This window comes from Klebsiella sp. Q2, from assembly GCF_009900705.1.
In the GTDB taxonomy this organism is placed as follows: Bacteria; Pseudomonadota; Gammaproteobacteria; order Enterobacterales; family Enterobacteriaceae; genus Klebsiella; species Klebsiella quasipneumoniae.
Window position 1 is genome coordinate 108,369 of record NZ_JAAABE010000006.1, and the last position, 22,103, is coordinate 130,471.

General features: G+C 56.6%; 19 protein-coding genes. 10 read left to right on the top strand and 9 right to left on the bottom strand.

Features of this window, described 5'->3' with window-relative positions:
- Positions 1-9: 9 nt before the first annotated feature.
- Together aceE and pdhR are read right to left on the bottom strand one after the other, a co-directional pair.
- Positions 10-2,673, bottom strand: coding sequence for a pyruvate dehydrogenase (acetyl-transferring), homodimeric type (gene aceE / locus GT756_RS21100; RefSeq protein WP_004204365.1), 2,664 nt, complete (start codon positions 2,671-2,673; stop codon positions 10-12).
- Between the two features lie 137 nt (positions 2,674-2,810).
- Positions 2,811-3,590, bottom strand: coding sequence for a pyruvate dehydrogenase complex transcriptional repressor PdhR (gene pdhR / locus GT756_RS21105; RefSeq protein WP_002888699.1), 780 nt, complete (start codon positions 3,588-3,590; stop codon positions 2,811-2,813).
- 644 nt (positions 3,591-4,234) lie between these two features.
- Here pdhR and aroP point away from each other — a divergent pair.
- The 3 genes from aroP (at position 4,235) to GT756_RS21120 (ending at position 8,147) form a co-directional block, all read left to right on the top strand.
- Entirely contained in the window at positions 4,235-5,605 is a 1,371-nt protein-coding gene (gene aroP, locus GT756_RS21110; protein ID WP_017901172.1) for an aromatic amino acid transporter AroP, read from the top strand.
- 185 nt (positions 5,606-5,790) lie between these two features.
- Entirely contained in the window at positions 5,791-7,197 is a 1,407-nt protein-coding gene (locus GT756_RS21115) for a glycoside-pentoside-hexuronide (GPH):cation symporter (protein WP_080841719.1), read from the top strand.
- The gene (locus GT756_RS21120) at positions 7,197-8,147 is read left to right on the top strand and encodes a family 43 glycosylhydrolase (protein WP_017901174.1); all 951 of its coding nucleotides are present in this window, start codon (positions 7,197-7,199) and stop codon (positions 8,145-8,147) included. Before GT756_RS21115 ends, GT756_RS21120 begins: the two co-directional genes overlap by 1 nt.
- Positions 8,148-8,370: 223 nt before the next feature.
- Here the strand turns inward: GT756_RS21120 and ampE are convergent, their stop codons facing one another.
- Both ampE and ampD read right to left on the bottom strand, forming a co-directional pair.
- A complete protein-coding gene (ampE, locus tag GT756_RS21125) occupies positions 8,371-9,225 on the bottom strand; it encodes a beta-lactamase regulator AmpE (RefSeq protein ID WP_004204361.1) in 855 nt (284 codons plus the stop codon).
- Positions 9,222-9,785, bottom strand: coding sequence for a 1,6-anhydro-N-acetylmuramyl-L-alanine amidase AmpD (gene ampD, locus GT756_RS21130; RefSeq protein WP_017901175.1), 564 nt, complete (start codon positions 9,783-9,785; stop codon positions 9,222-9,224). The genes ampE and ampD overlap by 4 nt, the downstream gene beginning before the upstream one ends.
- Before the next feature lie 133 nt (positions 9,786-9,918).
- On the opposite strand from ampD, the gene nadC reads away from it, so the two are divergent.
- The 4 genes from nadC to hofC all read left to right on the top strand — a co-directional run bounded on the left by nadC (position 9,919) and on the right by hofC (position 14,015).
- A complete protein-coding gene (gene nadC / locus GT756_RS21135) occupies positions 9,919-10,812 on the top strand; it encodes a carboxylating nicotinate-nucleotide diphosphorylase (RefSeq protein WP_017901176.1) in 894 nt (297 codons plus the stop codon).
- A 180-nt stretch (positions 10,813-10,992) separates the two neighbouring features.
- A complete protein-coding gene (gene ppdD, locus GT756_RS21140) occupies positions 10,993-11,424 on the top strand; it encodes a prepilin peptidase-dependent pilin (protein ID WP_004204358.1) in 432 nt (143 codons plus the stop codon).
- Between the two features lie 10 nt (positions 11,425-11,434).
- Complete coding sequence (gspE, locus tag GT756_RS21145; protein WP_160125047.1) at positions 11,435-12,820, top strand: type II secretion system protein GspE; 1,386 nt, start codon at positions 11,435-11,437, stop codon at positions 12,818-12,820.
- Entirely contained in the window at positions 12,810-14,015 is a 1,206-nt protein-coding gene (gene hofC, locus GT756_RS21150; protein WP_160125048.1) for a protein transport protein HofC, read from the top strand. The genes gspE and hofC overlap by 11 nt, the downstream gene beginning before the upstream one ends.
- A 36-nt stretch (positions 14,016-14,051) precedes the next feature.
- On the opposite strand, the gene GT756_RS21155 is transcribed toward hofC, so the two are convergent.
- Positions 14,052-15,095: a GMP reductase gene (locus GT756_RS21155; protein WP_004204353.1), complete on the bottom strand. Its 1,044-nt coding sequence runs from the start codon at positions 15,093-15,095 to the stop codon at positions 14,052-14,054.
- Between the two features lie 343 nt (positions 15,096-15,438).
- Here GT756_RS21155 and coaE point away from each other — a divergent pair, with 343 nt between their 5' ends.
- The 3 genes from coaE to yacG are packed head-to-tail and all read left to right on the top strand — an operon-like array spanning position 15,439 to position 17,006.
- Complete coding sequence (gene coaE, locus GT756_RS21160; RefSeq protein ID WP_023319728.1) at positions 15,439-16,059, top strand: dephospho-CoA kinase; 621 nt, start codon at positions 15,439-15,441, stop codon at positions 16,057-16,059.
- Entirely contained in the window at positions 16,059-16,802 is a 744-nt protein-coding gene (gene zapD, locus GT756_RS21165) for a cell division protein ZapD (RefSeq protein ID WP_017901182.1), read from the top strand. The genes coaE and zapD overlap by 1 nt, the downstream gene beginning before the upstream one ends.
- 9 nt (positions 16,803-16,811) lie before the next feature.
- Positions 16,812-17,006 carry a DNA gyrase inhibitor YacG gene (gene yacG / locus GT756_RS21170; protein ID WP_043522217.1) on the top strand — a complete coding sequence of 65 codons (195 nt, stop codon included), beginning with the start codon at positions 16,812-16,814 and terminating at the stop codon, positions 17,004-17,006.
- 52 nt (positions 17,007-17,058) lie between these two features.
- Here the strand turns inward: yacG and mutT are convergent, their stop codons facing one another.
- From mutT to lpxC, 4 genes are all read right to left on the bottom strand, one after another.
- Complete coding sequence (gene mutT, locus GT756_RS21175; RefSeq protein WP_017901183.1) at positions 17,059-17,451, bottom strand: 8-oxo-dGTP diphosphatase MutT; 393 nt, start codon at positions 17,449-17,451, stop codon at positions 17,059-17,061.
- 57 nt (positions 17,452-17,508) lie between these two features.
- Positions 17,509-20,214, bottom strand: a complete 2,706-nt coding sequence (gene secA, locus GT756_RS21180) for a preprotein translocase subunit SecA (RefSeq protein WP_004204346.1) — start codon at positions 20,212-20,214, stop codon at positions 17,509-17,511.
- A gap of 62 nt (positions 20,215-20,276) precedes the next feature.
- A complete protein-coding gene (secM, locus tag GT756_RS21185) occupies positions 20,277-20,774 on the bottom strand; it encodes a secA translation cis-regulator SecM (protein ID WP_196611919.1) in 498 nt (165 codons plus the stop codon).
- 323 nt (positions 20,775-21,097) lie between these two features.
- Positions 21,098-22,015, bottom strand: a complete 918-nt coding sequence (gene lpxC, locus GT756_RS21190; protein WP_002888632.1) for a UDP-3-O-acyl-N-acetylglucosamine deacetylase — start codon at positions 22,013-22,015, stop codon at positions 21,098-21,100.
- Positions 22,016-22,103 lie beyond the last annotated feature (88 nt).

The following is a 22,103-nucleotide window of genomic DNA, read 5'->3' on the forward strand; positions in this document are numbered from 1 at the left end:
TTTTACCTCTTACGCCAGACGCGGGTTAACTTTTTCTGCATCGATGTTGAATTTGGTAATTGCGTCCGCAACCACTTTCTTATCGATTTCACCACGTTTAGCCAGTTCGCCCAGCGCTGCAACGACCACATAGGAAGCATCGACTTCGAAGTGGTGACGCAGGTTTTCACGGCTGTCGGAACGACCGAAGCCATCGGTACCCAGTACGCGGTAATCGTCAGCCGGTACGTAGGTACGAACCTGCTCGGCGAACAGTTTCATATAGTCAGTGGATGCCACTGCCGGAGCGTCGTTCATCACCTGAGCGATGTACGGCACGCGCGGGGTTTCCAGCGGGTGCAGCATGTTCCAGCGTTCGCAATCCTGGCCATCACGCGCCAGTTCGGTGAAGGAGGTGACGCTGTACACGTCAGAGCCCACGCCGTAGTCTTTCGCCAGGATCTGCGCTGCTTCACGGACGTGACGCAGGATAGAACCGGAGCCCAGCAGCTGAACTTTACCTTTGCTACCTTCGATGGTTTCGAGTTTGTAGATACCTTTGCGGATACCTTCCTCTGCGCCTTCCGGCATGGCCGGCATGTGGTAGTTTTCGTTCAGGGTAGTGATGTAGTAGTAAACGTTCTCTTGTTTCTCACCGTACATACGCTCCAGGCCGTCATGCATGATGACCGCCACTTCGTAGGCGTAGGACGGATCGTAAGAGATACAGTTCGGGATAGTCAGAGACTGAATATGGCTGTGGCCATCTTCGTGCTGCAGACCTTCGCCGTTCAGCGTCGTACGACCGGAAGTACCACCAATCAGGAAGCCGCGAGCCTGCTGGTCGCCAGCCTGCCAGCACAGGTCACCGATACGCTGGAACCCGAACATCGAGTAGTAGATGTAGAACGGGATCATCGGCAGGTTGTTGGTGCTGTAAGAGGTCGCCGCAGCCAGCCAGGATGCGCCTGCGCCCAGCTCGTTGATCCCTTCCTGCAGGATCTGACCTTTCTCGTCTTCTTTGTAGTATGCAACCTGCTCACGGTCCTGCGGGGTGTACTGCTGGCCGTTCGGGCTGTAGATACCGATCTGACGGAACAGACCTTCCATACCGAAAGTACGCGCTTCGTCGGCGATGATCGGCACGAGGCGGTCTTTGATGGATTTGTTCTTCAGCATCACGTTCAGGGCACGAACGAACGCGATAGTGGTAGAGATCTCTTTATTCTGCTCTTCCAGCAGCGGGCGGAAATCTTCCAGCGTCGGCAGCTCCAGCTTCTCAGTGAAGTTCGGCTGACGGCTCGGCAGATAGCCGTGCAGTTTCTGACGCTGAGCGTGCAGATAGGTGTGCTCTTCGGAACCTTCCGGGAAGGTGACGTACGGCAGTTTTTCCAGATCGGCATCGGCAACCGGCACGTTGAAACGATCGCGGACGTAGCGAACGCCGTCCATGTTCATTTTCTTAACCTGGTGAGCGATGTTCTTACCTTCAGCAGTGTCACCCATGCCGTAACCTTTGATGGTATGGGCGAGGATAACGGTCGCTTTGCCTTTGGTTTCCTGCGCTTTTTTCAGAGCAGCATAAACTTTCTTCGGATCGTGGCCACCGCGGTTCAGGGCCCAAATCTGCTCGTCAGTCCAGTCGGCAACCAGCGCAGCGGTCTCCGGATATTTACCGAAGAAGTGCTCGCGCACATAAGCGCCGTCTTTGGATTTAAAGGTCTGGTAATCGCCGTCAACGGTTTCTTCCATCAGCTGAATCAGCTTACCGCTGGTGTCTTTACGCAGCAGCTCATCCCAACGACCGCCCCAGATAACCTTGATAACGTTCCAGCCAGCGCCCGCGAAGATGCCTTCCAGTTCGTTAATGATTTTGCCGTTACCGGTGACCGGACCGTCAAGACGCTGCAGGTTACAGTTGATAACGAACACCAGGTTGTCGAGCTTCTCACGGGTCGCGATGGTGATCGCGCCTTTAGATTCCGGCTCGTCCATCTCACCGTCGCCCAGGAACGCGTAAACGGTTTGTTTGGAGGTGTCTTTCAGACCACGGTGTTCCAGATATTTCAGGAACTTAGCCTGATAAATCGCCCCGATTGGGCCCAGGCCCATAGAAACGGTCGGGAACTGCCAGAATTCCGGCATCAGTTTCGGGTGCGGATAAGAGGACAGACCTTTACCGTGAACTTCCTGACGGAAGTTGTTCATCTGCTCTTCAGTCAGACGACCTTCCAGGAACGCACGCGCATAAACGCCCGGAGAGATGTGACCCTGGAAGTACACCAGGTCGCCGCCATCCTGCTCATTGCGTGCGCGGAAGAAGTGGTTGAAGCACACTTCGTAGAAGGTTGCGGAAGACTGGAAAGAAGCCATGTGGCCGCCCAGTTCGAGATCTTTTTTCGATGCGCGCAGAACGGTCATGATGGCGTTCCAGCGGATCGCAGAACGGATACGACGTTCCAGATCCAGATTACCCGGATATTCCGGCTCATCTTCAACGGCAATAGTGTTGACGTAACCGCCGGTTGATGCGCCAGCAGCCACTTTCACCCCGCCTTTGCGGGCTTCAGAAAGGAGTTGATCAATAAGATACTGAGCGCGCTCAACACCTTCTTCACGGATGACCGATTCGATCGCCTGTAGCCAGTCGCGAGTTTCGATCGGATCCACGTCATTTGGTAAACGTTCTGACATGGGGGGTATTCCTTATCTATCTAATCGTTGATTAATCTGGAACCTGTCCCATTGAACTCTTCGTTCTTCACCGTTGAACAACCAAAAATTCAATAAGACAGGTTCTGCGTTTAGTTGCCGCGCTCTAAAAATGGCGCTTAAGAACCGGAGTTCTCGTCCTTTCGTTGCTGTAAACGACGCAGCGAGCGTTCTCTACGACTCTGCTCACGGCTACGGTCCAGCAAAATTTCCTCAATGAACGCCAGGTGACGGTGCGACGCCTCACGCGCCTGCTCCGGCTCCCCGGCCATTATCGCCTCGAAAATGCGAGTGCGATGGTTGCTGACCAACGGGAGCATTTCCCGGCGGGCATACAGCAATTCAAAGTTCTGACGCACGTTTTGCGCCAGCATCGGCTCCATACACCTTAGCAGATGGAGCAAAACCACATTGTGTGCCGCCTCGGTGACGGCGATTTGGTACTGGACGACGGCGCCGGACTCAGCGTCCAGATCGCCCGACTGCTGAGCCCGCTCAATAGCCTGATGCAGCTCGCGGATACGGTCGCGATCTTCATCATTGCTGCGCAGCGCCGCGTAATAAGCCGCAATGCCTTCCAGCGCGTGACGGGTCTCAAGCAGATCGAATTGGGATTCAGGGTGATCGGACAGCAGCTCGACCAGCGGATCGCTGAAGCTCTGCCACAGGCGGCTCTGAACAAACGTTCCACCTCCCTGACGACGAAGCAACAGGCCCTTGGCTTCGAGGCGTTGAATCGCCTCACGCAGCGAGGGGCGGGAAACGTCGAACTGTTTAGCCAGTTCGCGTTCAGGCGGGAGTTTTTCACCGGGGCGCAAGGTCCCCTCAAGGATCAGAAACTCCAGCTGCTGCTCTATCACATCGGATAATTTTGGTTGGCGGATTTTGCTGTAGGCCATATTCCCTGTCTCTGCCATTAGCCCGGAGTCAATTGGTCTTACCAATTTAAAGTTCGTAGCGCTAAAGTAACAAAGTATTCACCTTCTGTCCATACAGGTTTTGATTGAAATCAGTAAACGACGGACATTTTAACAACCTTACAGAAATAACATTTCAGAAATGTAACCTTGCACAAATGTTACGTTTACTCATAAAGAGGTAGCATTAACTTAATGGAAACGAAAAATTACGCTATCTGAACCGATTCAACGACCCAATAAATGAATATAAAGACAATATCCTTGAATAAATAATCAGAAAGAAGCAGTGCGTCGGAATAATACAGAATGTGTCTATTGATGTCTTTTTAGACACATGGTCATCATCCCTTCATAAAGCAGGTGCATTCAAACGCGCTTACCACTATTCTCCCTGAGACGAAAGGCTTTTTTCTGAATTACCGCACCGCCTTCCGTAAACAAAACAATACAGAAACGGAAGTCGCTAAATACACAAACACAACAATATGTGCGCGCCATCACTCAGGTAAAAAGTGGGCCACTTCGCCCAAATTTTCGCTGGCTATGCTTTCTGGCAGGGACAGCAGTGAAGCAGCAACCTGACGGATGACGTACACAAAAAATAATCACACACGAGGTTTCATATGGAAGGTCAACAGCACGGCGATCGGCTGAAGCGCGGCCTGAAAAACCGCCACATCCAGCTCATCGCGCTGGGCGGGGCTATCGGCACCGGCCTGTTTCTGGGGAGCGCGTCCGTCATTCAGTCCGCCGGCCCGGGTATCATTCTTGGTTACGCGATTGCCGGTTTTATCGCCTTTCTGATCATGCGTCAGCTGGGCGAAATGGTGGTGGAAGAGCCGGTAGCCGGTTCGTTTAGCCACTTTGCTTATAAATACTGGGGCGGCTTTGCCGGCTTCGCCTCCGGCTGGAACTACTGGGTGCTGTATGTCCTGGTGGCCATGGCGGAACTCACTGCCGTCGGCAAATATATCCAGTTCTGGTGGCCGGAAATCCCAACCTGGGCCTCAGCGGCGGTCTTCTTCATCGCCATCAACGCCATTAACCTGACCAACGTGAAAGTGTTCGGGGAAATGGAGTTCTGGTTTGCCATTATCAAAGTGGTCGCCGTTGTGGCGATGATTTTGTTCGGCGGCTGGCTGCTGTTCAGCGGTAACGGCGGCCCGCAGGCGACAGTACGTAACCTCTGGGATCAAGGCGGGTTCCTGCCGCACGGCTTTACCGGACTGGTAATGATGATGGCGATCATCATGTTCTCCTTCGGCGGTCTGGAGCTGGTGGGTATCACCGCGGCGGAAGCGGATAACCCGGAGCAAAGCATCCCGAAAGCCACTAACCAGGTTATCTACCGTATCCTGATCTTCTATGTTGGCTCGCTGGCGGTACTGCTCTCGCTGCTGCCGTGGACGCGTGTGACTGCGGACACCAGTCCGTTCGTCCTGATTTTCCATGAGCTTGGCGATACGCTGGTGGCAAACGCCCTCAACGTAGTGGTGCTGACGGCGGCCCTGTCGGTGTATAACAGCTGCGTCTACTGCAACAGCCGTATGCTGTTCGGTCTTGCCCAGCAGGGGAACGCACCGAAAGCGCTGCTCAGCGTCGACAAACGCGGCGTGCCAGTGAATACCATTCTCGTCTCCGCCGTGGTCACCGCCCTGTGTGTGCTGATCAACTACCTGGCGCCGGAATCCGCATTTGGCCTGCTGATGGCGCTGGTAGTCTCCGCCCTGGTGATCAACTGGGCGATGATCAGCCTCGCGCATATCAAATTCCGTCGCGCCAAACAGCAGCAGGGGGTCACCACTCGCTTCCCCGCCCTCTTCTACCCGCTGGGTAACTGGGTGTGCCTGCTGTTTATGGCCGCGGTGCTGGTAATTATGCTGATGACCCCGGGGATGGCGATTTCCGTTTGGCTGATCCCGGTATGGATCGCCGTGCTGGGCGTGGGCTATCTGTTTAAACAGAAAGCCGCCGCCACCATAAAAGCACAATAATACATCTCATCAATAATTCTCTTTGCTCTGCGCCCCCTCCCTGAATGACGGGCGCAGAGCATTGTTATCTGCTTCACACTTTCCCCTCCATAGCTTTTTTATCCATATCGTCAACGCGTTCCTGCAACGTAATTCTCTCGATAGCAGCCAATAATTCTCTCCATACTGCAACGGAGAGACCGCACATGGCAGACAATAGACTTTCAATAAAAGAAAAGATTGGTTATGGGATGGGGGATGCCGGATGCAATATCATCTTTGGCGCCATCATGCTGTTTGTTAACTATTTTTATACCGATATTTTCGGTCTGGCGCCGGCGCTGGTGGGCGTACTGCTGCTGTCGGTGCGCGTCATCGATGCGGTGACCGACCCGATCATGGGCGCCCTCGCCGACCGCACCCGCAGTAAATATGGCCGCTTTCGTCCATGGCTGCTGTGGATTGCTTTCCCCTACGCCCTGTTCAGCGTCCTGATGTTCACCACTCCTGAGTGGACCTATAACAGCAAAGTCATCTATGCGTTTGTCACCTACTTTCTGCTGTCGATTACCTATACCGCGATTAACATCCCCTACTGCTCGCTGGGAACGGTGATGACCGCCGATCCGAAAGAGCGCGTTGCCTGCCAGTCTTATCGTTTCGTGATGGTGGGTATCGCCACGCTGTTGCTGTCATTAACGCTGCTGCCAATGGCCGACTGGTTCGGCGGCGCCGATAAAGCGAAGGGCTATCAGATGGCGATGACCGTGCTGGCCTTCATCGGCATGTGTATGTTCCTGTTCTGCTTCGCTACCGTACGCGAACGCATCCACCCGGCGGTACAGACCAATGATGAACTGAAAAAAGATCTCAAAGATGTGTGGAAAAATGACCAGTGGGTACGCATCCTGCTGCTCACGCTGTGCAACGTCTGTCCGGGCTTTATCCGCATGGCCGCCACCATGTACTACGTCACCTGGGTAATGGGGCAAAGCACCCATTTTGCCACTCTGTTTATCAGCCTCGGCGTGGTCGGGATGATGTTTGGCAGCATGCTGGCAAAAGTCCTCACCGACCGCTGGTGCAAACTGCAGGTCTTCTTCTGGACCAATATCGTGCTGGCGATCTTCTCCTGCGCCTTCTATTTCTTTAATCCGCACGCCACCACGCTGATTATGGTGCTCTACTTCCTGCTCAACATCCTGCATCAGATTCCCTCCCCGCTGCACTGGTCGCTGATGTCCGATGTTGACGACTACGGCGAGTGGAAAACCGGCAAGCGCATCACCGGCATTAGCTTCTCCGGCAATCTGTTCTTCCTCAAAGTCGGCCTGGCGGTCGCCGGGGCGATGGTCGGATTCCTGTTGTCATGGTACGGCTACGACGCTGGCGCCAAAGCGCAAAGCGCCTCCGCCCTCAACGGCATCGTGCTGTTGTTCTCGGTTATCCCCGGCGTCGGCTACCTGATCACCGCCGGCGTGGTGCGCCTGCTGAAAGTTGACCGCACCCTGATGCGCCAGATCCAGAGCGATTTAGAGAAGCGCCGCAGCAACTACAGCGAGCTGAATGAATACCAGGAACTGAAAACCAGTGAACACGTAAGGAAAGCCTGATGAATAACTGGCCCAACCCCTTTATTGAACAGCGCGCAGATCCCTTTATTCTGCGCCACCTTAATCACTACTACTTTATTGCCTCGGTGCCGGAATACGACCGGCTGGAGATCCGGCGCGCGGCGACCCTTGAAGGATTACGCGATGCGGAGCCGGTAGTGGTCTGGCGCGCACCGCAAAGCGGGCCGATGAGCCAGCTGATTTGGGCGCCGGAGCTACATGAGATAGACGGTAAGTGGTATATCTATTTTGCCGCCACCCATACCCACGATCTGGATGCGCTGGGCATGTTCCAGCATCGTATGTTCGTTATCGAGTGCGCCGACCACGATCCGCTGACCGGCCGCTGGCAGGAAAAAGGCCAGGTGGTCACGCCTTTCGATACCTTCGCCCTCGATGCCACCACCTTTATCCATCAGGGCAAACGCTGGTACCTGTGGGCGCAAAAATCGCCGCATATCGAGGGCAACTCAAACCTGTATCTCGCTGAAATGGCCAACCCGTGGACGCTAAAAGGCAAGCCGGTCATGCTGAGCAAGCCGGAGTTCGACTGGGAGTGTCGGGGATTTAAGGTCAATGAAGGACCCGCGGTGCTGGTGCATGGCGATAAGCTGTTCATCAGCTATTCCGCCAGCGCCACCGACGAAAACTACTGCATGGGGTTGCTCTGGATTGACCGGCAGGCCGATCCGCTGCAGCCGGCAAACTGGCATAAAGCCCCGCAGCCGGTGTTCCGGACCAGCTATGAAAACCGCCAGTATGGCCCGGGCCATAATAGTTTTACCCAAACGCCGGCGGGGGAAGATGTGCTGGTCTACCACGCGCGGAATTACACCGAGATTGAAGGCGACCCGCTGTATGACCCCAATCGTCATACCCGGCTAAAACTCGTCAGCTGGAGAGAGGACGGCATGCCCGACTTCGGCATCCCGCCGGCGGATACGCTGTAGCGGTTCGGTATGCGGCCCGCTGGCGCGGGTTCTCCAGGCCGGGTCAGGCGAAACCGCCGCCCGGCAACATGCCAGGTACGGCGTCTGATATAGAACCCGGCGCCGCTGTTGCTTGCCGGGCCTGCGCAGTGTGGGTCTCCAGGCCGGATAAGCACAACGCCATCCGGCAAATAACGCCCCAGATGTGAGAGTATCGTGGCAGGTAGAGTACGAGCGCAGGCCGTTACACCAGGGTGCCGTAAATCGTCAGCAGCGCCATGATCACCACCACCACCAGCGAGGTTTTCTTGGCCATCGACACCGCGGCCTTCGGGGTCGCCACTTTATCCACGTGCGGTTCACGAGCCAGGGAATACTGCGCCAGGCGGGTCAATACCTGATACTGCGACGAATGGCGGTCGCCTAACGATGCAAACCACGCCGGGAGCGCTTTCTCTCCATGCCCCACCAGAGCATAGACAACCCCCACCAGACGCACCGGCAGCCAGTCCACAATATGCAGGATACCATCGATTCCGGACTGCAAACGATGATGCGGCGTCTGGTAGCGCGCCAGCCACGTCTGCCAGGCACGCAGGACGCTATAGGCGATAAGCGTCAGCGGCCCCCACGCCCCACCGACCACAAACCAGAAGAGTGGCGCCAGGTAGTAACGATAGTTAATCCATAGCAGCGCATTTTGCAGTTCGCTAAGGTACTCGCGCTCATCACAGCCCGGGGGGACGCCGTGTATCAACGTCAGCTCGCTAGCCATCGCATCGCAGGCGCGGCTGTCATTGCGCGACGCCGCTTTCAGATAGGCATGATAGTGCAGCCGAACCTTACCGGCGCCGATGCACAGCAGGCCTAGCAAAATCCAGAACACCAGCAGCGGTACGTTGAACAGCTGCCCCTGCAGCAAGCGCTGAATAATGTAGACCACCGCGACGGCGACCAGGGTCATCAGCAGCGTTCCCGGCAACGAGAAATGTTTTATCCGGCGGAACGCCACCTCCAGCCGATGATCAAGCTGCCAGTGTTCGCCCAGTTTAAACAGGCGTTCAGCGATAAGCACCAGCAGCGTAGTAAACAGCGTCATGAGGTCTCCTTTTCGGACGGCGCGCTGAGCAGCGCACGAAATTTTTTCCAGTCAAAGGCCGGTCCCGGGTCCGTCTTGCGAACGGGCGCGATATCGCTATGGCCCGTGATGTTTGCGGCGATGGCAGGATAAATCGTGATAAGCAGATCCGTCACCGCCGCCAGCTGCTGGTACTGCGCATCGGTATACGCCAGGGTATCCGTGCCTTCCAGCTCTATACCGATGGAAAAGTCATTGCAGCGTTCACGCCCCTGATAGCTGGAGACACCCGCATGCCATGCACGCTTATCGAAAGGCACATACTGCACGATTTCACCATCACGGCGAATCAGACAATGCGCCGAAACGCGCAGATGAGCGATCTCGGCAAAGAAAGGATGCGCGTGAGGATCCAGGGTGCCGGTGAACAGCGCGTCAATCCATGGACCACCAAATTCACCTGGCGGCAGGCTGATATTATGCACCACCAATAAGGAAGGGGCCTCTTCATCCGGACGGCAGTCATGGTGCGGCGAGGGAACCCGCCGCGCGCCGACCAGCCATCCCTCGTTCAACTGCATGCGGGATCTCCTTTCGCGAACTCATGCTTCCGGGCCACACGCCGGCCCAAAGGATGAAGTGTGTATGGTACTGAAACGTCGTTCAGGTTAGCATGTTTCCCACTTCTGAATCTTATCTATCTGGAGCTTTATCATGTCGCCTCGTCGTTACAACCCCGACCGCCGCCGTGACGTGCTGCTGGAACGTATTAATCTCGATATTACCGATGCTGTCGCACACTCCCTGCGGGAAGATTTGGGCGGCGAAGTCGACGCCAGCAACGATATTAGCGCACAATTATTGCCGCAGGATGCACGCTCCCATGCGGTGGTCATTACCCGCGAAGATGGCGTCTTCTGTGGTAAACGCTGGGTGGAAGAGGTCTTCATTCAGCTCGCCGGTGACGACGTGAATATCACCTGGCACGTCGCCGATGGCGATGCGGTCAAAGCCGATCAACCCCTGTTCGAGCTGGAAGGCCCATCGCGCATTCTGCTCACTGGCGAACGTACGGCGCTGAACTTTGTACAAACCCTCTCCGGCGTCGCCAGCGTTGTCCGCCGCTATGTCGACCTGCTGGCGGGCACCAAAACCCAACTCCTGGATACGCGCAAAACGCTGCCAGGGCTGCGTACCGCTTTGAAATACGCGGTTCTCTGCGGCGGCGGCGCCAACCACCGCCTGGGGCTGTTCGACGCTTTCCTGATTAAAGAAAACCACATCATCGCCTCCGGCTCGATCCGTCAGGCGGTGGAAAAGGCGTTCTGGCTGCATCCTGATGTGCCGGTGGAAGTGGAAGTGGAAACGCTGGATGAGCTGGAGCAGGCGTTAAAAGCCGGGGCCGATATCATTATGCTCGATAACTTCACCACCGACCTGATGCGCGAGGCGGTGAAAATCACCGCTGGCCAGGCGGCGCTCGAGGTCTCCGGCAACGTCACCTTTGACACCATCCGCGAATTTGCCGACACCGGGGTCGACTATATCTCCGTCGGGGCCCTGACCAAACATGTGCAGGCGCTCGACCTGTCGATGCGTTTTCGCTGAAGATTAGGCCTTCACGTTTCCGGCGTGAAGGCCTGAATTTGCGACCCGACTCGCAGCCGCTCTTGCTCACCATGCAATCCCGCTAAAAACCCTGGAACCCGGTTTCCCGGATCGTTTTCGTCTCCTCGCCTGTCCCCCTGAATCCCGTCACAGTGCTTCTGTCACAACAAGGAGCGACTTATGGATAAACAACGAGGTTTTACCCTGATTGAACTGATGGTGGTCATCGGCATCATCGCCATTCTCAGCGCCATCGGCATCCCGGCCTACCAGAACTACCTGCGTAAAGCCGCCCTCACCGATCTGCTGCAGACCTTTGTCCCCTACCGGACGGCAATTGAACTTTGCGCGCTCGATCATGGCGGCCTGACGACATGCGACGGCGGCAGCAATGGCATCCCCTCGCCAACCACCACGCGCTACCTCTCCGCCATGAGCGTGGCAAAAGGGGTCGTTACCCTCACCGGCCAGGAAAGTCTCAACGGACTGGGCGTCACCCTAACCCCGACCTGGGATAACGCCGAGGGCGTCACCGGCTGGCAGCGGGTCTGCACTATCACCGACAACAGCGCGCTTCAGCAGGCCTGCGAAGACGTCTTCCGCGTGAAGTGAGGGCGACAACATGAAAACAGAACAGCTGATCCCTCTCTGTCGTCGCCATCACGCCCTGCTGCTGCACAGCGATGAGCAGACGATATCCATTGCGGTGGTCGATACCCCGCCGACGGAGCTAATGGAGGCGCTACGTTTCGCGACGCAAAAACGGATCGATATTGAATGCTGGAGCCAGGAGCAGATGGATAAGCGCCTGCAAGTCCAGGAAAAGCAGGCGCTGCTGGCGCAAAATGCAGGCCCGAAAAACATCGCCGAACGGGTCAATCAGATCCTCGAGCAGGCCCTGCGTCAGCGGGCCTCCGATATTCATATCGAACCCACGGAAACGCACTTACGGATCCGCCTGCGTGTCGATGGCGTGCTACACGCCCTGCCGCTGCTGGCGCCCGAGCTGGCCGCGCCGGTTATCGCACGACTCAAAGTGATGGCCAGTCTCGATATCGCCGAGCATCGTTTGCCGCAGGATGGTCAGTTCGCGCTGAACCTCGCCGGACGGCCGCTCTCCTTTCGCATCGCCACTCTGCCCTGCCGCTATGGCGAGAAAATTGTCCTGCGCCTTCTGCATCAGGTTGACCAGGCGCTGGATCTGGAGGCGCTCGGCCTCTCATCCTCTCAGCTGGCGGCCTTCCGCCAGGCGCTGAATCAGCCGCAGGGGCTGCTGCTGGTCACTGGCCCAACCGGAAGCGGGAAAACGGTAACCCTCTACAGCGCCCTGCAGGCGCGAAACCGGGAGCAGGTGAACATCTGTAGCGTCGAGGATCCTCTGGAGATCCCTATCGCCGGGATGAACCAGACGCAAATCAATCCGCGCGCCGGGCTGACCTTTCACAGCGTCCTGCGCGCCCTGTTACGCCAGGACCCGGATATTGTGATGGTGGGTGAAATCCGCGATGCCGAAACCGCTGAAATCGCGCTGAAAGCCGCTCAAACGGGCCATCTGGTGCTCTCAACCCTGCACACCAATTCCACCAGCGAAACCCTCACTCGCCTGCAGCAAATGGGCATCGCCCGCTGGATGATCTCTTCTGCGCTCTCGCTGGTTATCGCCCAGCGTCTGGTCCGCAAGCTTTGCCCCCACTGCCGGCGCAATGCCGGCAGCGCCGCCGACCTGCCGCACAGTCTGTGGCCCCGCCCGCTACCGCGCTGGCAGGCAGCAGGCTGCGAACACTGTTATCACGGGTATCATGGCCGTCTGGCGCTGTTCGAGGTCTTGCCTGTCACCCCGGGGCTACGTCAGGGGATAGTCCAGGGACTCAACGCCCTTGAGATCGAATCTCTGGCGCGAGCCGCGGGCATGATGACGCTCTTTGAAAGCGGATGTCAGGCTATCGAACAGGGGTTGACGAGCCTCGAAGAGGTGGTGCGGGTGCTGGGGATCCCCCATGGCGACTAAGCGTCTCTGGCGCTGGCGAGGCGTCGATGCACAAGGCGCTCCTTGTCAGGGGATGCTATGGCAAGCCTGTCGTCCGGAGGTGCTGCATCACCTCCAGCAGCAGCGCATCATGCCGCTGGCTATACGCCGCTGTTCGGTGAAGCAAAGCCTGTGGCACCCGCGCTACAGCAGCGAAACCATCCGCCAGTTGGCAACCCTGCTGCAGGCCGGGCTACCGCTGGCGGAAGGGTTATCGCTGCTGGCGCAGCAGCAACCGCATGGGCAGTGGCAGGCGCTGCTTGAGGCGCTGGGCCGCGAACTGGCCCAGGGCGTAGCCTTCTCTGCCGCACTGGCGCAGTGGCCGCAGGCTTTTCCGCCACTGTATCTGGCGATGATTAGCACCGGCGAACTGACGGGCAAACTCGATATTTGCTGCCAGCAGCTGGCCAACCAGCAGCAGGAGCAGCAGCGGCTTGCCGGCAAGGTCAAAAAGGCGCTGCGCTACCCGCTGATCGTGCTCACTCTGGCGTTGCTGGTGGTGCTTGGAATGCTCTATTTTGTCCTTCCCGAATTCACCGCCATCTACCAGACGTTCAATACGCCGCTGCCGTTGTTGACGCGAATGGTTATTGCGGCAGGCGACATGCTGAGCCGCGGCTGGCCGTTGCTGTTGGCCTTTCTGCTGAGCCCGCTGCTGCTCAACCAGCTGGTCCGGCAGCGCGCCGACTGGCTGCTGCGTCGCCAGCAGCTGCTTAACGCGCTCCCTCTCGTCGGCCCCCTGATCGGCGGCCAACAGCTGAGCCTGATATTCACCGTTCTGGCGTTAACCCAAAGCGCTGGTATCAGCTTTCTGCAGGGGCTGCAAAGCGTTGAAGAGACCCTGTCGTGCCCGCTGTGGCGCCAGCGCCTGGCGCAGGCCCGCGCGCTGATCGTTCAGGGGGATCCGATCTGGCAGGCGTTAAGCCGCTGCGGCGGATTTACACCGCTGTGTCTGCAGCTCATCCGTACGGGGGAAAGCGCGGGGGCGCTGGATCAGATGCTGGAAAACCTGGCGCATCATCATCGTGAGCAGACCCATCAGCGAGCCGACAGTCTGGCTGCGCATCTGGAACCCCTGATGCTGGTGATAACCGGCTCGCTGGTCGGGCTCCTGGTGGTGGCGATGTATTTGCCCGTTTTTCATCTGGGCGATGCCATTGGCGGGGCGGGAGGATAAGCAACGCTGGCACCGCGCAGGCGCCAGTGCAGCCGGTTACAGGCTATTGAATACCCGGTTCTCTTGTTCCTGAACGCGGATAAAGGTGGTGCGTTTGGTCAGCTCTTTCAGTCGCGAGGCGCCAACGTAGGTGCAGGCAGAGCGCAGGCCGCCGAGAATGTCGCGCGCGGTATTGTCCACCGGGCCACGCAGCGGCAGCTTAACGGTTTTCCCTTCCGCCGCGCGGTATTTCGCGACACCGCCCACATGGCGGGTCATCGCCGATTCGGAGCTCATACCGTAAAACAGCATGAATTTTTCACCGTTCTCTTCAACCACAGTACCGCCGCTCTCTTCGTGGCCCGCCAGCATACCGCCGAGCATCACGAAATCAGCGCCGCCGCCGAAGGCTTTCGCCACATCGCCCGGCATGGTGCAACCGCCGTCGCTGATGATCTGGCCGCCAAGGCCATGTGCGGCATCAGCACACTCGATCACGGCGGAGAGCTGCGGGTAGCCGACACCGGTTTTGACGCGGGTGGTGCAGACGGAGCCCGGGCCAATGCCAACTTTGACAATATCGGCGCCGGAGAGGATTAGCTCTTCACACATTTCACCGGTGACCACGTTCCCGGCAATAATGGTTTTTTGCGGCCAGGCTTCGCGCGCCTTCGCCACAAACTGGACGAAGTGTTCAGAGTAGCCATTGGCGACGTCAATGCACACAAAGTTCAATTGTGGGTTCTGAGAGAGGATCTGTTGCGTTTTATCAAAATCCGCATCGGAAGTACCGGTGGAAACCATCACATGCTTGAGAACGTCTGCGGATACGCTCTGGACAAACGCCTGCCATTCTTCCGCGGTGTAGTGCTTGTGTACTGCCGTCAGAATGCCAAAAGTGGCCAGCGCTTTCGCCATGCTGAAGGTGCCGACGGTGTCCATGTTAGCCGCAATAATCGGCACACCGGACCAGGTCAGGCCTGAATGTTTAAAGGTGAATTCACGTTCCAGCTCAACATCAGAACGGCTTTTGAGGGTAGAGCGTTTCGGGCGGATAAGAACGTCTTTGAAACCAAGCTTCAGATCTTCTTCAATACGCATGTGCGAATTCCTGGGGTTAATGGCATTAATGTGAGAGCACAACTCCAGTGACGTTATCATACGCACGAATCAGGCCCGCGCAAGACTGCGATTTTCACTTTTTTTACGCTACAATCGTATAAATTTACCTGGTGAATGGAGAAAAAAGCGCTTATATCTCCACCCGCCAGCGCATTATTTTTAACCATTTGATTTGCTTGATTAAAAGAAACAGAATAGCGGACGGCGCTCCCGGCTGGCACGGTGCCATCACGACAAGATCGCTGTCGCCTCTCCGGCATACTGCCCGTCCTCGCTGTCTGAATACCAAAAATACGAGCAATCCGTTTCAGGGTCAGAAGATATGGGGTACACAGTCGCGTTAACAGGCGGGATTGGCAGCGGTAAAAGTACGGTCGCCGACGCCTTCGCGCAGCTCGGGATTAAGGTTATCGATGCCGATGTTATCGCCCGCCAGGTGGTCGAACCTGGCACCCCGGCGCTCCAGGCCATTGCTGACCACTTCGGGCCACAGATGATTGCCCCCGACGGCACGCTAAACCGCCGTCTGCTGCGGGAAAAAATTTTTGCTCAGGTGGAGGAAAAAGCCTGGCTCAACGCGCTGTTGCATCCGCTGATTCAGCAGGAAACGCGCCGCCAGATGCAGGCCGCCACCTCCCCTTATCTCCTCTGGGTCGTACCTTTGCTGGTCGAAAACCGCCTGTCCAGCCAGGCCGATCGCGTACTGGTCGTCGATGTGCCAAAAGAGACGCAAATCGAACGCACCATGCTGCGCGATAAGGTCAGCCGCGAACATGCTGAACATATTCTTGCCGCCCAGGCCACGCGCGAGCAGCGCCTGGCCATCGCGGACGATGTTATTGAAAACACTGGCACTCCGGATGCAGTGGCATCGGATGTTGCCCGCCTGCACGAAAAGTACTTAACGCTGGCATTGCAGGCCGCCTCACAGGAAAACTCGTAATGCATACCCCCGTTCTGTTTGAACATCCTCTTAATGAGAAAATGCGCACCTGGCTGCGCATCGAATTTCTGATCCAGCAAATGGCTTTCCATCCGATGATTGCCAGCCATGCCGATGCGCTCCATTTTTTCCGTAACGCCGGCGATCTGCTGGATGTCCTGGAGCGCGGCGAGGTGCGTACCGATCTGGTCAAAGAGCTGGAGCGCCAGCAGCGTAAGCTCCAGTCCTGGGCAGAAGTGCCGGGAGTCGATCAGGAGCGCATTAACGCGCTGCGCCAGCAGCTCAAGCAGTCTTCCAGCACCCTGATGGCCGCGCCGCGCATTGGTCAGTTTCTGCGTGAAGATCGCCTGATTGCGCTAGTGCGCCAGCGCCTGAGTATCCCTGGCGGCTGCTGCAGCTTCGATTTACCGACCCTGCATATCTGGCTCCATATGCCGCAGGCGCATCGTGACGAGCAGGTGGCCAGCTGGCTTGCCAGCCTCGATCCATTGGTCCAGTCCCTGAGCCTGATCCTCGATCTGATTCGTAACTCCGGACAGTTTCGCAAACAGACCAGCCTCAATGGCTTTTATCAGGATAACGGCGAAGATGCCGATCTGCTGCGCCTGCGTCTCGATCTGGCCCACCAGCTTTATCCGCAGATCTCTGGCCATAAGAGCCGTTTCGCCATCCGCTTCCTGCCGCTGGACAGTGAGTATGGGATCGTGCCGGAGCGCTTTGATTTTGAACTGGCCTGCTGTTAAGGAGATAACATGTCAGAAGAGACTATCGTCAATTGTCCGACCTGCGGCAAAAACGTGGTATGGGGCGAACAAAGCCCCTATCGTCCATTTTGCAGCAAACGCTGCCAGCTGATCGATTTGGGAGAATGGGCAGCAGAGGAGAAGCGCATCCCCAGCGCGGGCGATCTCTCCGACAGCGATGACTGGAGCGAACAGGAGCCCTGATTTGACGGCACGCTAACCCAACGCCAGTTGGGTTAGCCTCCCAACCTGGGGTTCAGCCCTGGGCGATAAGTTTGCGGATAACCGGTTCATTCGCCGGGGGAAACGCTTCCGGATCCAGCGCCTGCCGCGTCATCCACTGTCCCGGCTGCCCCTCTTTACCCCAGGGCTCGCCTTCCCAGCTTTCCACGAGGAAAAACCACAGCGTAATGTGGCGATCGGGGAACTGATACTCCAGCTTATCAAATAGTGAAAAGGTAGTGGCCGTAATTCCCACCTCTTCCTGCAGCTCGCGGATCAACGCCTGCTCCGGCGTTTCATCAGATTCAATCTTCCCGCCCGGGAACTCCAGCTTATTCGCCATATGGGCATCCGCGGCGCGCTGGGTAATAAAGATGTCGCCTTCTGGATTGCGAATTATCCCTACGGCGATTTGCAGTTTTTTCATTGAATCAGCTCCATAAAAAAGGCGCAGAACTCTGCGCCTTTGTTTTTTTATCAGCCCTTAGCTCAGACGGCCATGGCACTGTTTGTATTTTTTACCGGAACCGCACGGGCAAGGATCGTTACGCCCCACTTTACGTTCGCCGGTTTGTGCCGCCAGATCCTGTGCAGCGGCTTCATCATCGCTCTGATGGCTGAGCTGCTGCATCTGCGCCAGGCGCTCGGCCTCTTCACGACGTTGCTGCTCCATCGCCTCGACTTCTTCCGGCATCCGCACCTGCACTTTGCTCAGGGTGCTGATCACTTCATACTTCAGTGACTCCAGCATCGCGGCAAACATAGAGAACGATTCGCGCTTGTACTCCTGCTTCGGATCTTTCTGCGCATAGCCGCGCAGGTGGATACCCTGGCGCAGGTAGTCCATCGCCGCCAGATGTTCTTTCCACAGTGAATCCAGAGTCTGGAGCATCACGCCTTTCTCGAAGTGGCGCATCATTTCAGCGCCGACCACTTCTTCTTTACGCTGGTAGGTCTCTACCGCGCTCTGCAGAATACGTTCGCGCAGGGTCTCTTCATGCAGCTCCGGCTCTTTATCCAGCCACTCTTTGATTGGCAGGTCGAGGTCGAAGTCGTTTTTCAGACGCTCCTGCAGGCCTTCGATATCCCACATCTCCTCTAGCGACTGCGGCGGAATATGGGCATCGATAGTCGCCTTAAACACGTCTTCGCGGATGCTGTTGATGGTTTCGCTGACGTCAGACACGTCCAGCAGTTCGTTACGCTGGGTGTAAATCGCCCGGCGCTGGTCGTTGGCCACATCATCATATTCCAGCAACTGCTTACGAATATCGAAGTTACGGCTCTCAACTTTACGCTGCGCGTTGGCGATAGCCTTGGTGACCCACGGGTGCTCAATGGCTTCGCCGGGTTTCATCCCCAGTTTACGCATCATGCCGGAAACGCGATCGGAGGCGAAGATACGCATCAGGGCGTCTTCCATCGACAGGTAGAAGCGGGAAGAACCGGCATCCCCCTGACGACCGGCACGGCCGCGCAGCTGGTTATCGATACGGCGTGATTCATGACGCTCGGTACCGATAATGTGCAGGCCGCCTGCGGCCAGTACCGCATCGTGGCGCACCTGCCAGTCGGCTTTGATTTTTTCAATCTGCTCAGGCGTTGGATTTTCCAGCGCCGCGACTTCCGCCTGCCAGCTACCGCCGAGCATAATATCGGTACCACGGCCCGCCATGTTGGTAGCGATGGTCACCGCGGAAGGATAGCCTGCCTGAGCGACGATATCCGCTTCGCTGGCATGGAACTTGGCGTTCAGAACGTTGTGCTTAATGCCGGCTTTGGTCAGCTCACGGGAAACCACTTCCGATTTTTCGATCGAGATTGTCCCCACCAACACCGGCTGACCGGCTGCGGTACGGGTTTTGATATCTTCGATAATCGCCTGAATTTTTTCCGCTTCGGTCATATAGACCAGATCCGCCATGTCTTTACGGATCATCGGACGGTTGGTCGGCACGACCACGGTATCCAGCTTATAGATAGAGCTGAATTCAAAGGCTTCAGTATCAGCGGTACCGGTCATCCCCGCCAGTTTCTCATACAGACGGAAATAGTTCTGGAAGGTGATAGAGGCCAGAGTCTGGTTCTCGTTCTGGATCTCCACGCCCTCTTTGGCCTCAACGGCCTGGTGCAGACCATCGGACCAGCGCCGGCCCTGCATTGTACGACCAGTGTGCTCATCGACGATGATAACTTCGCCATCTTTAACAATGTAGTCAACGTCGCGGGTGAACAGCGCATGGGCGCGCAGCGCGGCGGTGACGTGGTGCATCAGCATAATGTTGGTCGGGGAGTACAGGGACTCACCTTCATCCATAATGCCTTCCTGTACCAGCAGCTCTTCAATCAGCACCAGACCACGTTCGGTCAGGTTAACCTGACGCGCTTTTTCATCCACCGAGAAGTGGCCTTCGCCGGTGAAGGTGTCCGAATCTTCTTTTTCCTGACGGATCAGGTGCGGAATGATCTTGTTGACCTTACGGTACATTTCAGAGCTGTCTTCCGCCGGGCCGGAAATGATCAGCGGCGTACGCGCCTCATCGATCAGGATGGAGTCCACCTCATCCACCAGCGCATAGTGCAGTTTACGCTGAACGCGCTCTTCCGGGCTGAAGGCCATGTTGTCGCGCAGGTAGTCGAAGCCGTATTCGTTGTTGGTGCCATAGGTGATATCGGCAGCGTAGGCTTCACGCTTCGCCGGCGCCGGCAGGCCGGACATGTTGATGCCAACCGTCATGCCCAGGAATTCAAACAGCGGGCGGTTATTTTCGGCGTCACGCTGCGCCAGATAGTCGTTGACGGTCACCACGTGAACGCCTTTGCCGGTCAGCGCATTGAGGTAGGCCGGCAGGGTCGCGGTCAGGGTTTTACCTTCACCGGTACGCATCTCGGCGATGCAGCGATCGTTAAGCACCATACCGCCCAGCAGCTGGACGTCGAAGTGGCGCATGCCGAACACACGCTTACTGGCTTCGCGAACGACGGCGAACGCTTCAGGGATCAGGTTTTCCAGCACTTCGCCTTTTTCCAGGCGCGCGCGGAATTCAGCGGTTTTCGCTTTCAGCTCGTCATCAGAGAGTTTTTCCATCGCCGGTTCCATACCGTTGATGATATTGACGACTTTGCGCATACGACGCAGCGTACGGTCGTTACGGCTGCCGAAAACCTTAGTTAACATTTTAATAAGCATAATAAAATCTCAAACGCCCCGCGGTGCGGAGTCACAAAAAATAGGATGGTCCGTGGTTATTTTCAGCTGAGACGTTGAGGGCCTGCGCGGATCCCCGCTACCTGGCTTATCCAGGCGCTGACGCGGAAGGCAGAATATGAGGAAGGGATATACGCCGCCTGGCGGATCACTACCGGCGGCGTACTGTCCTGCGTCAGCAGCGCGCTGAGCGTGTCGAGCAGCGCCAGATGCTGCGCCTGCAGCGGAGACGCTTCTTCCGCCACCGGCAACGCCTGCGGCGCCATGGCGAAAGAGAGATGACGAATAACGGTGCGAATGGCATGCTGATGCCAGTAGTCGACGGTAAAGTTGGGCCGGCGATTCGTCTCCAGCAGCGCCAGCTGGGAGAAATTAACTTTACTCGGGTTGTGGTTGCTGGCGGTCGCCTTTGCTGGCGTCGCGGTCGCATGGCCGTTGCTTAGCGCAGGCAGGCCGAGGCTGGCCGCGACCATCCCCAACAGGAGATGCGGCCAAAAATACCGTCTGCCAAACTGTCGCCAGCGCGTCAGCAATCCACTCACGTTCATTACCTTTCTTTGGTATACCCGTCGTCGTTCAGGCTGTCTCTTTATTGACGTTTTTCGCAGGACAACCTGATGTCCACGGGGTAAAGCAACCCGGAGAAATAATTTTGCGCTCAAATACTAACATTAATAGCGCGCTGAGGCAGCATGAATGAAGGCCGTTGCCCGGGGAAAACGCTTAATAAAGCAGCGAACGCGCGCTAATTATTACCCAGCGATCGCAGCGAAAAATAACGGGAAGAGGCTATAAAAGAAAAACGACTGGTTCCCTGGTCGGAGAGAGTACCAGGTTACCAGTCGAATTTACTGAATGGTCAGGCTTACGCCAGAACCATCGACGGTGCGCGGAACGCCATTGGCAATTTTGCGTCGTCTTCGAAGGTCACATACTCCCAGGCTTCCTGTTTTGCCAGAACAGCCTGCAGCAGTTTGTTGTTCAACGCGTGACCCGATTTGTACGCCGTGAATGCGCCGATAATGTTGTGACCACACATAAACAGGTCACCGATCGCATCCAGCATTTTGTGGCGAACAAATTCGTCTTCAAAGCGCAGACCGTCTTCGTTCAGTACGCGATAATCGTCAACAACGATGGCACAATCGAAGCTGCCGCCCAGGCACAGGCCACGGGACTGCAGATATTCGATATCGCGCATGAAACCGAAGGTACGCGCACGGCTAATCTGACGCATGAACGCATCGGCCGAGAAGTTCAGCGTATAGCGCTGGGTGCTGGCATCAATCGCCGGATGGTTAAAATCGATGGTGAAGTCCAGCGAAAAACCATTGTACGGTTTGAATTCAGCCCATTTGTCGCCATCTTCGACGCGAACCGTCTCTTTGATACGTACAAATTTCTTGGCGCAGTTCAGTTCATCGATGCCGGCGTCCAGCAACAGATAAACGAACGGAGCCGCACTGCCGTCCATAATCGGGATTTCCGGTGCATCGACTTCAACAATAATGTTGTCGATACCCAGGCCAGCCAATGCGGCGTTCAGGTGTTCAACCGTAGAAATCCGCACGTCATGCTCATTAACCAGGCAAGTACAGAGCATGGTATCACGCACAGATTTGGCATCAGCCGGAAAATCTACCGGTGGATTCAAGTCGGTGCGACGATAGATGACCCCGGTATTTGCCGGCGCAGGGCGTAACGTCAGTGTGACTTTCTTGCCGGTATGCAAACCGACACCAGTCGCCTGAACGATACGTTTAAGAGTCCTTTGTTTGATCATCGTATAATCTCGCCAATTTACCTATCCAACCGAAGTGTACACCACTATCGGGAGGCCAGTTTAGCACAAAGAGCGCAGATGCCCAACT

Coding starts and splice junctions, on each gene's coding strand:
- yacG (WP_043522217.1), top strand. CDS start 16,812: ATGTCAGAAGAGACTATCGTCAATTGTCCGACCTGCGGCAAAAACGTG.
- aroP (WP_017901172.1), top strand. CDS start 4,235: ATGGAAGGTCAACAGCACGGCGATCGGCTGAAGCGCGGCCTGAAAAAC.
- ampE (WP_004204361.1), bottom strand. CDS start 9,225: ATGACGCTGTTTACTACGCTGCTGGTGCTTATCGCTGAACGCCTGTTT.
- nadC (WP_017901176.1), top strand. CDS start 9,919: ATGTCGCCTCGTCGTTACAACCCCGACCGCCGCCGTGACGTGCTGCTG.
- secA (WP_004204346.1), bottom strand. CDS start 20,214: ATGCTTATTAAAATGTTAACTAAGGTTTTCGGCAGCCGTAACGACCGT.
- hofC (WP_160125048.1), top strand. CDS start 12,810: ATGGCGACTAAGCGTCTCTGGCGCTGGCGAGGCGTCGATGCACAAGGC.
- coaE (WP_023319728.1), top strand. CDS start 15,439: ATGGGGTACACAGTCGCGTTAACAGGCGGGATTGGCAGCGGTAAAAGT.
- GT756_RS21115 (WP_080841719.1), top strand. CDS start 5,791: ATGGCAGACAATAGACTTTCAATAAAAGAAAAGATTGGTTATGGGATG.
- mutT (WP_017901183.1), bottom strand. CDS start 17,451: ATGAAAAAACTGCAAATCGCCGTAGGGATAATTCGCAATCCAGAAGGC.
- ampD (WP_017901175.1), bottom strand. CDS start 9,785: ATGCAGTTGAACGAGGGATGGCTGGTCGGCGCGCGGCGGGTTCCCTCG.
- gspE (WP_160125047.1), top strand. CDS start 11,435: ATGAAAACAGAACAGCTGATCCCTCTCTGTCGTCGCCATCACGCCCTG.
- lpxC (WP_002888632.1), bottom strand. CDS start 22,015: ATGATCAAACAAAGGACTCTTAAACGTATCGTTCAGGCGACTGGTGTC.
- zapD (WP_017901182.1), top strand. CDS start 16,059: ATGCATACCCCCGTTCTGTTTGAACATCCTCTTAATGAGAAAATGCGC.
- pdhR (WP_002888699.1), bottom strand. CDS start 3,590: ATGGCCTACAGCAAAATCCGCCAACCAAAATTATCCGATGTGATAGAG.
- ppdD (WP_004204358.1), top strand. CDS start 10,993: ATGGATAAACAACGAGGTTTTACCCTGATTGAACTGATGGTGGTCATC.
- aceE (WP_004204365.1), bottom strand. CDS start 2,673: ATGTCAGAACGTTTACCAAATGACGTGGATCCGATCGAAACTCGCGAC.
- GT756_RS21120 (WP_017901174.1), top strand. CDS start 7,197: ATGAATAACTGGCCCAACCCCTTTATTGAACAGCGCGCAGATCCCTTT.
- GT756_RS21155 (WP_004204353.1), bottom strand. CDS start 15,095: ATGCGTATTGAAGAAGATCTGAAGCTTGGTTTCAAAGACGTTCTTATC.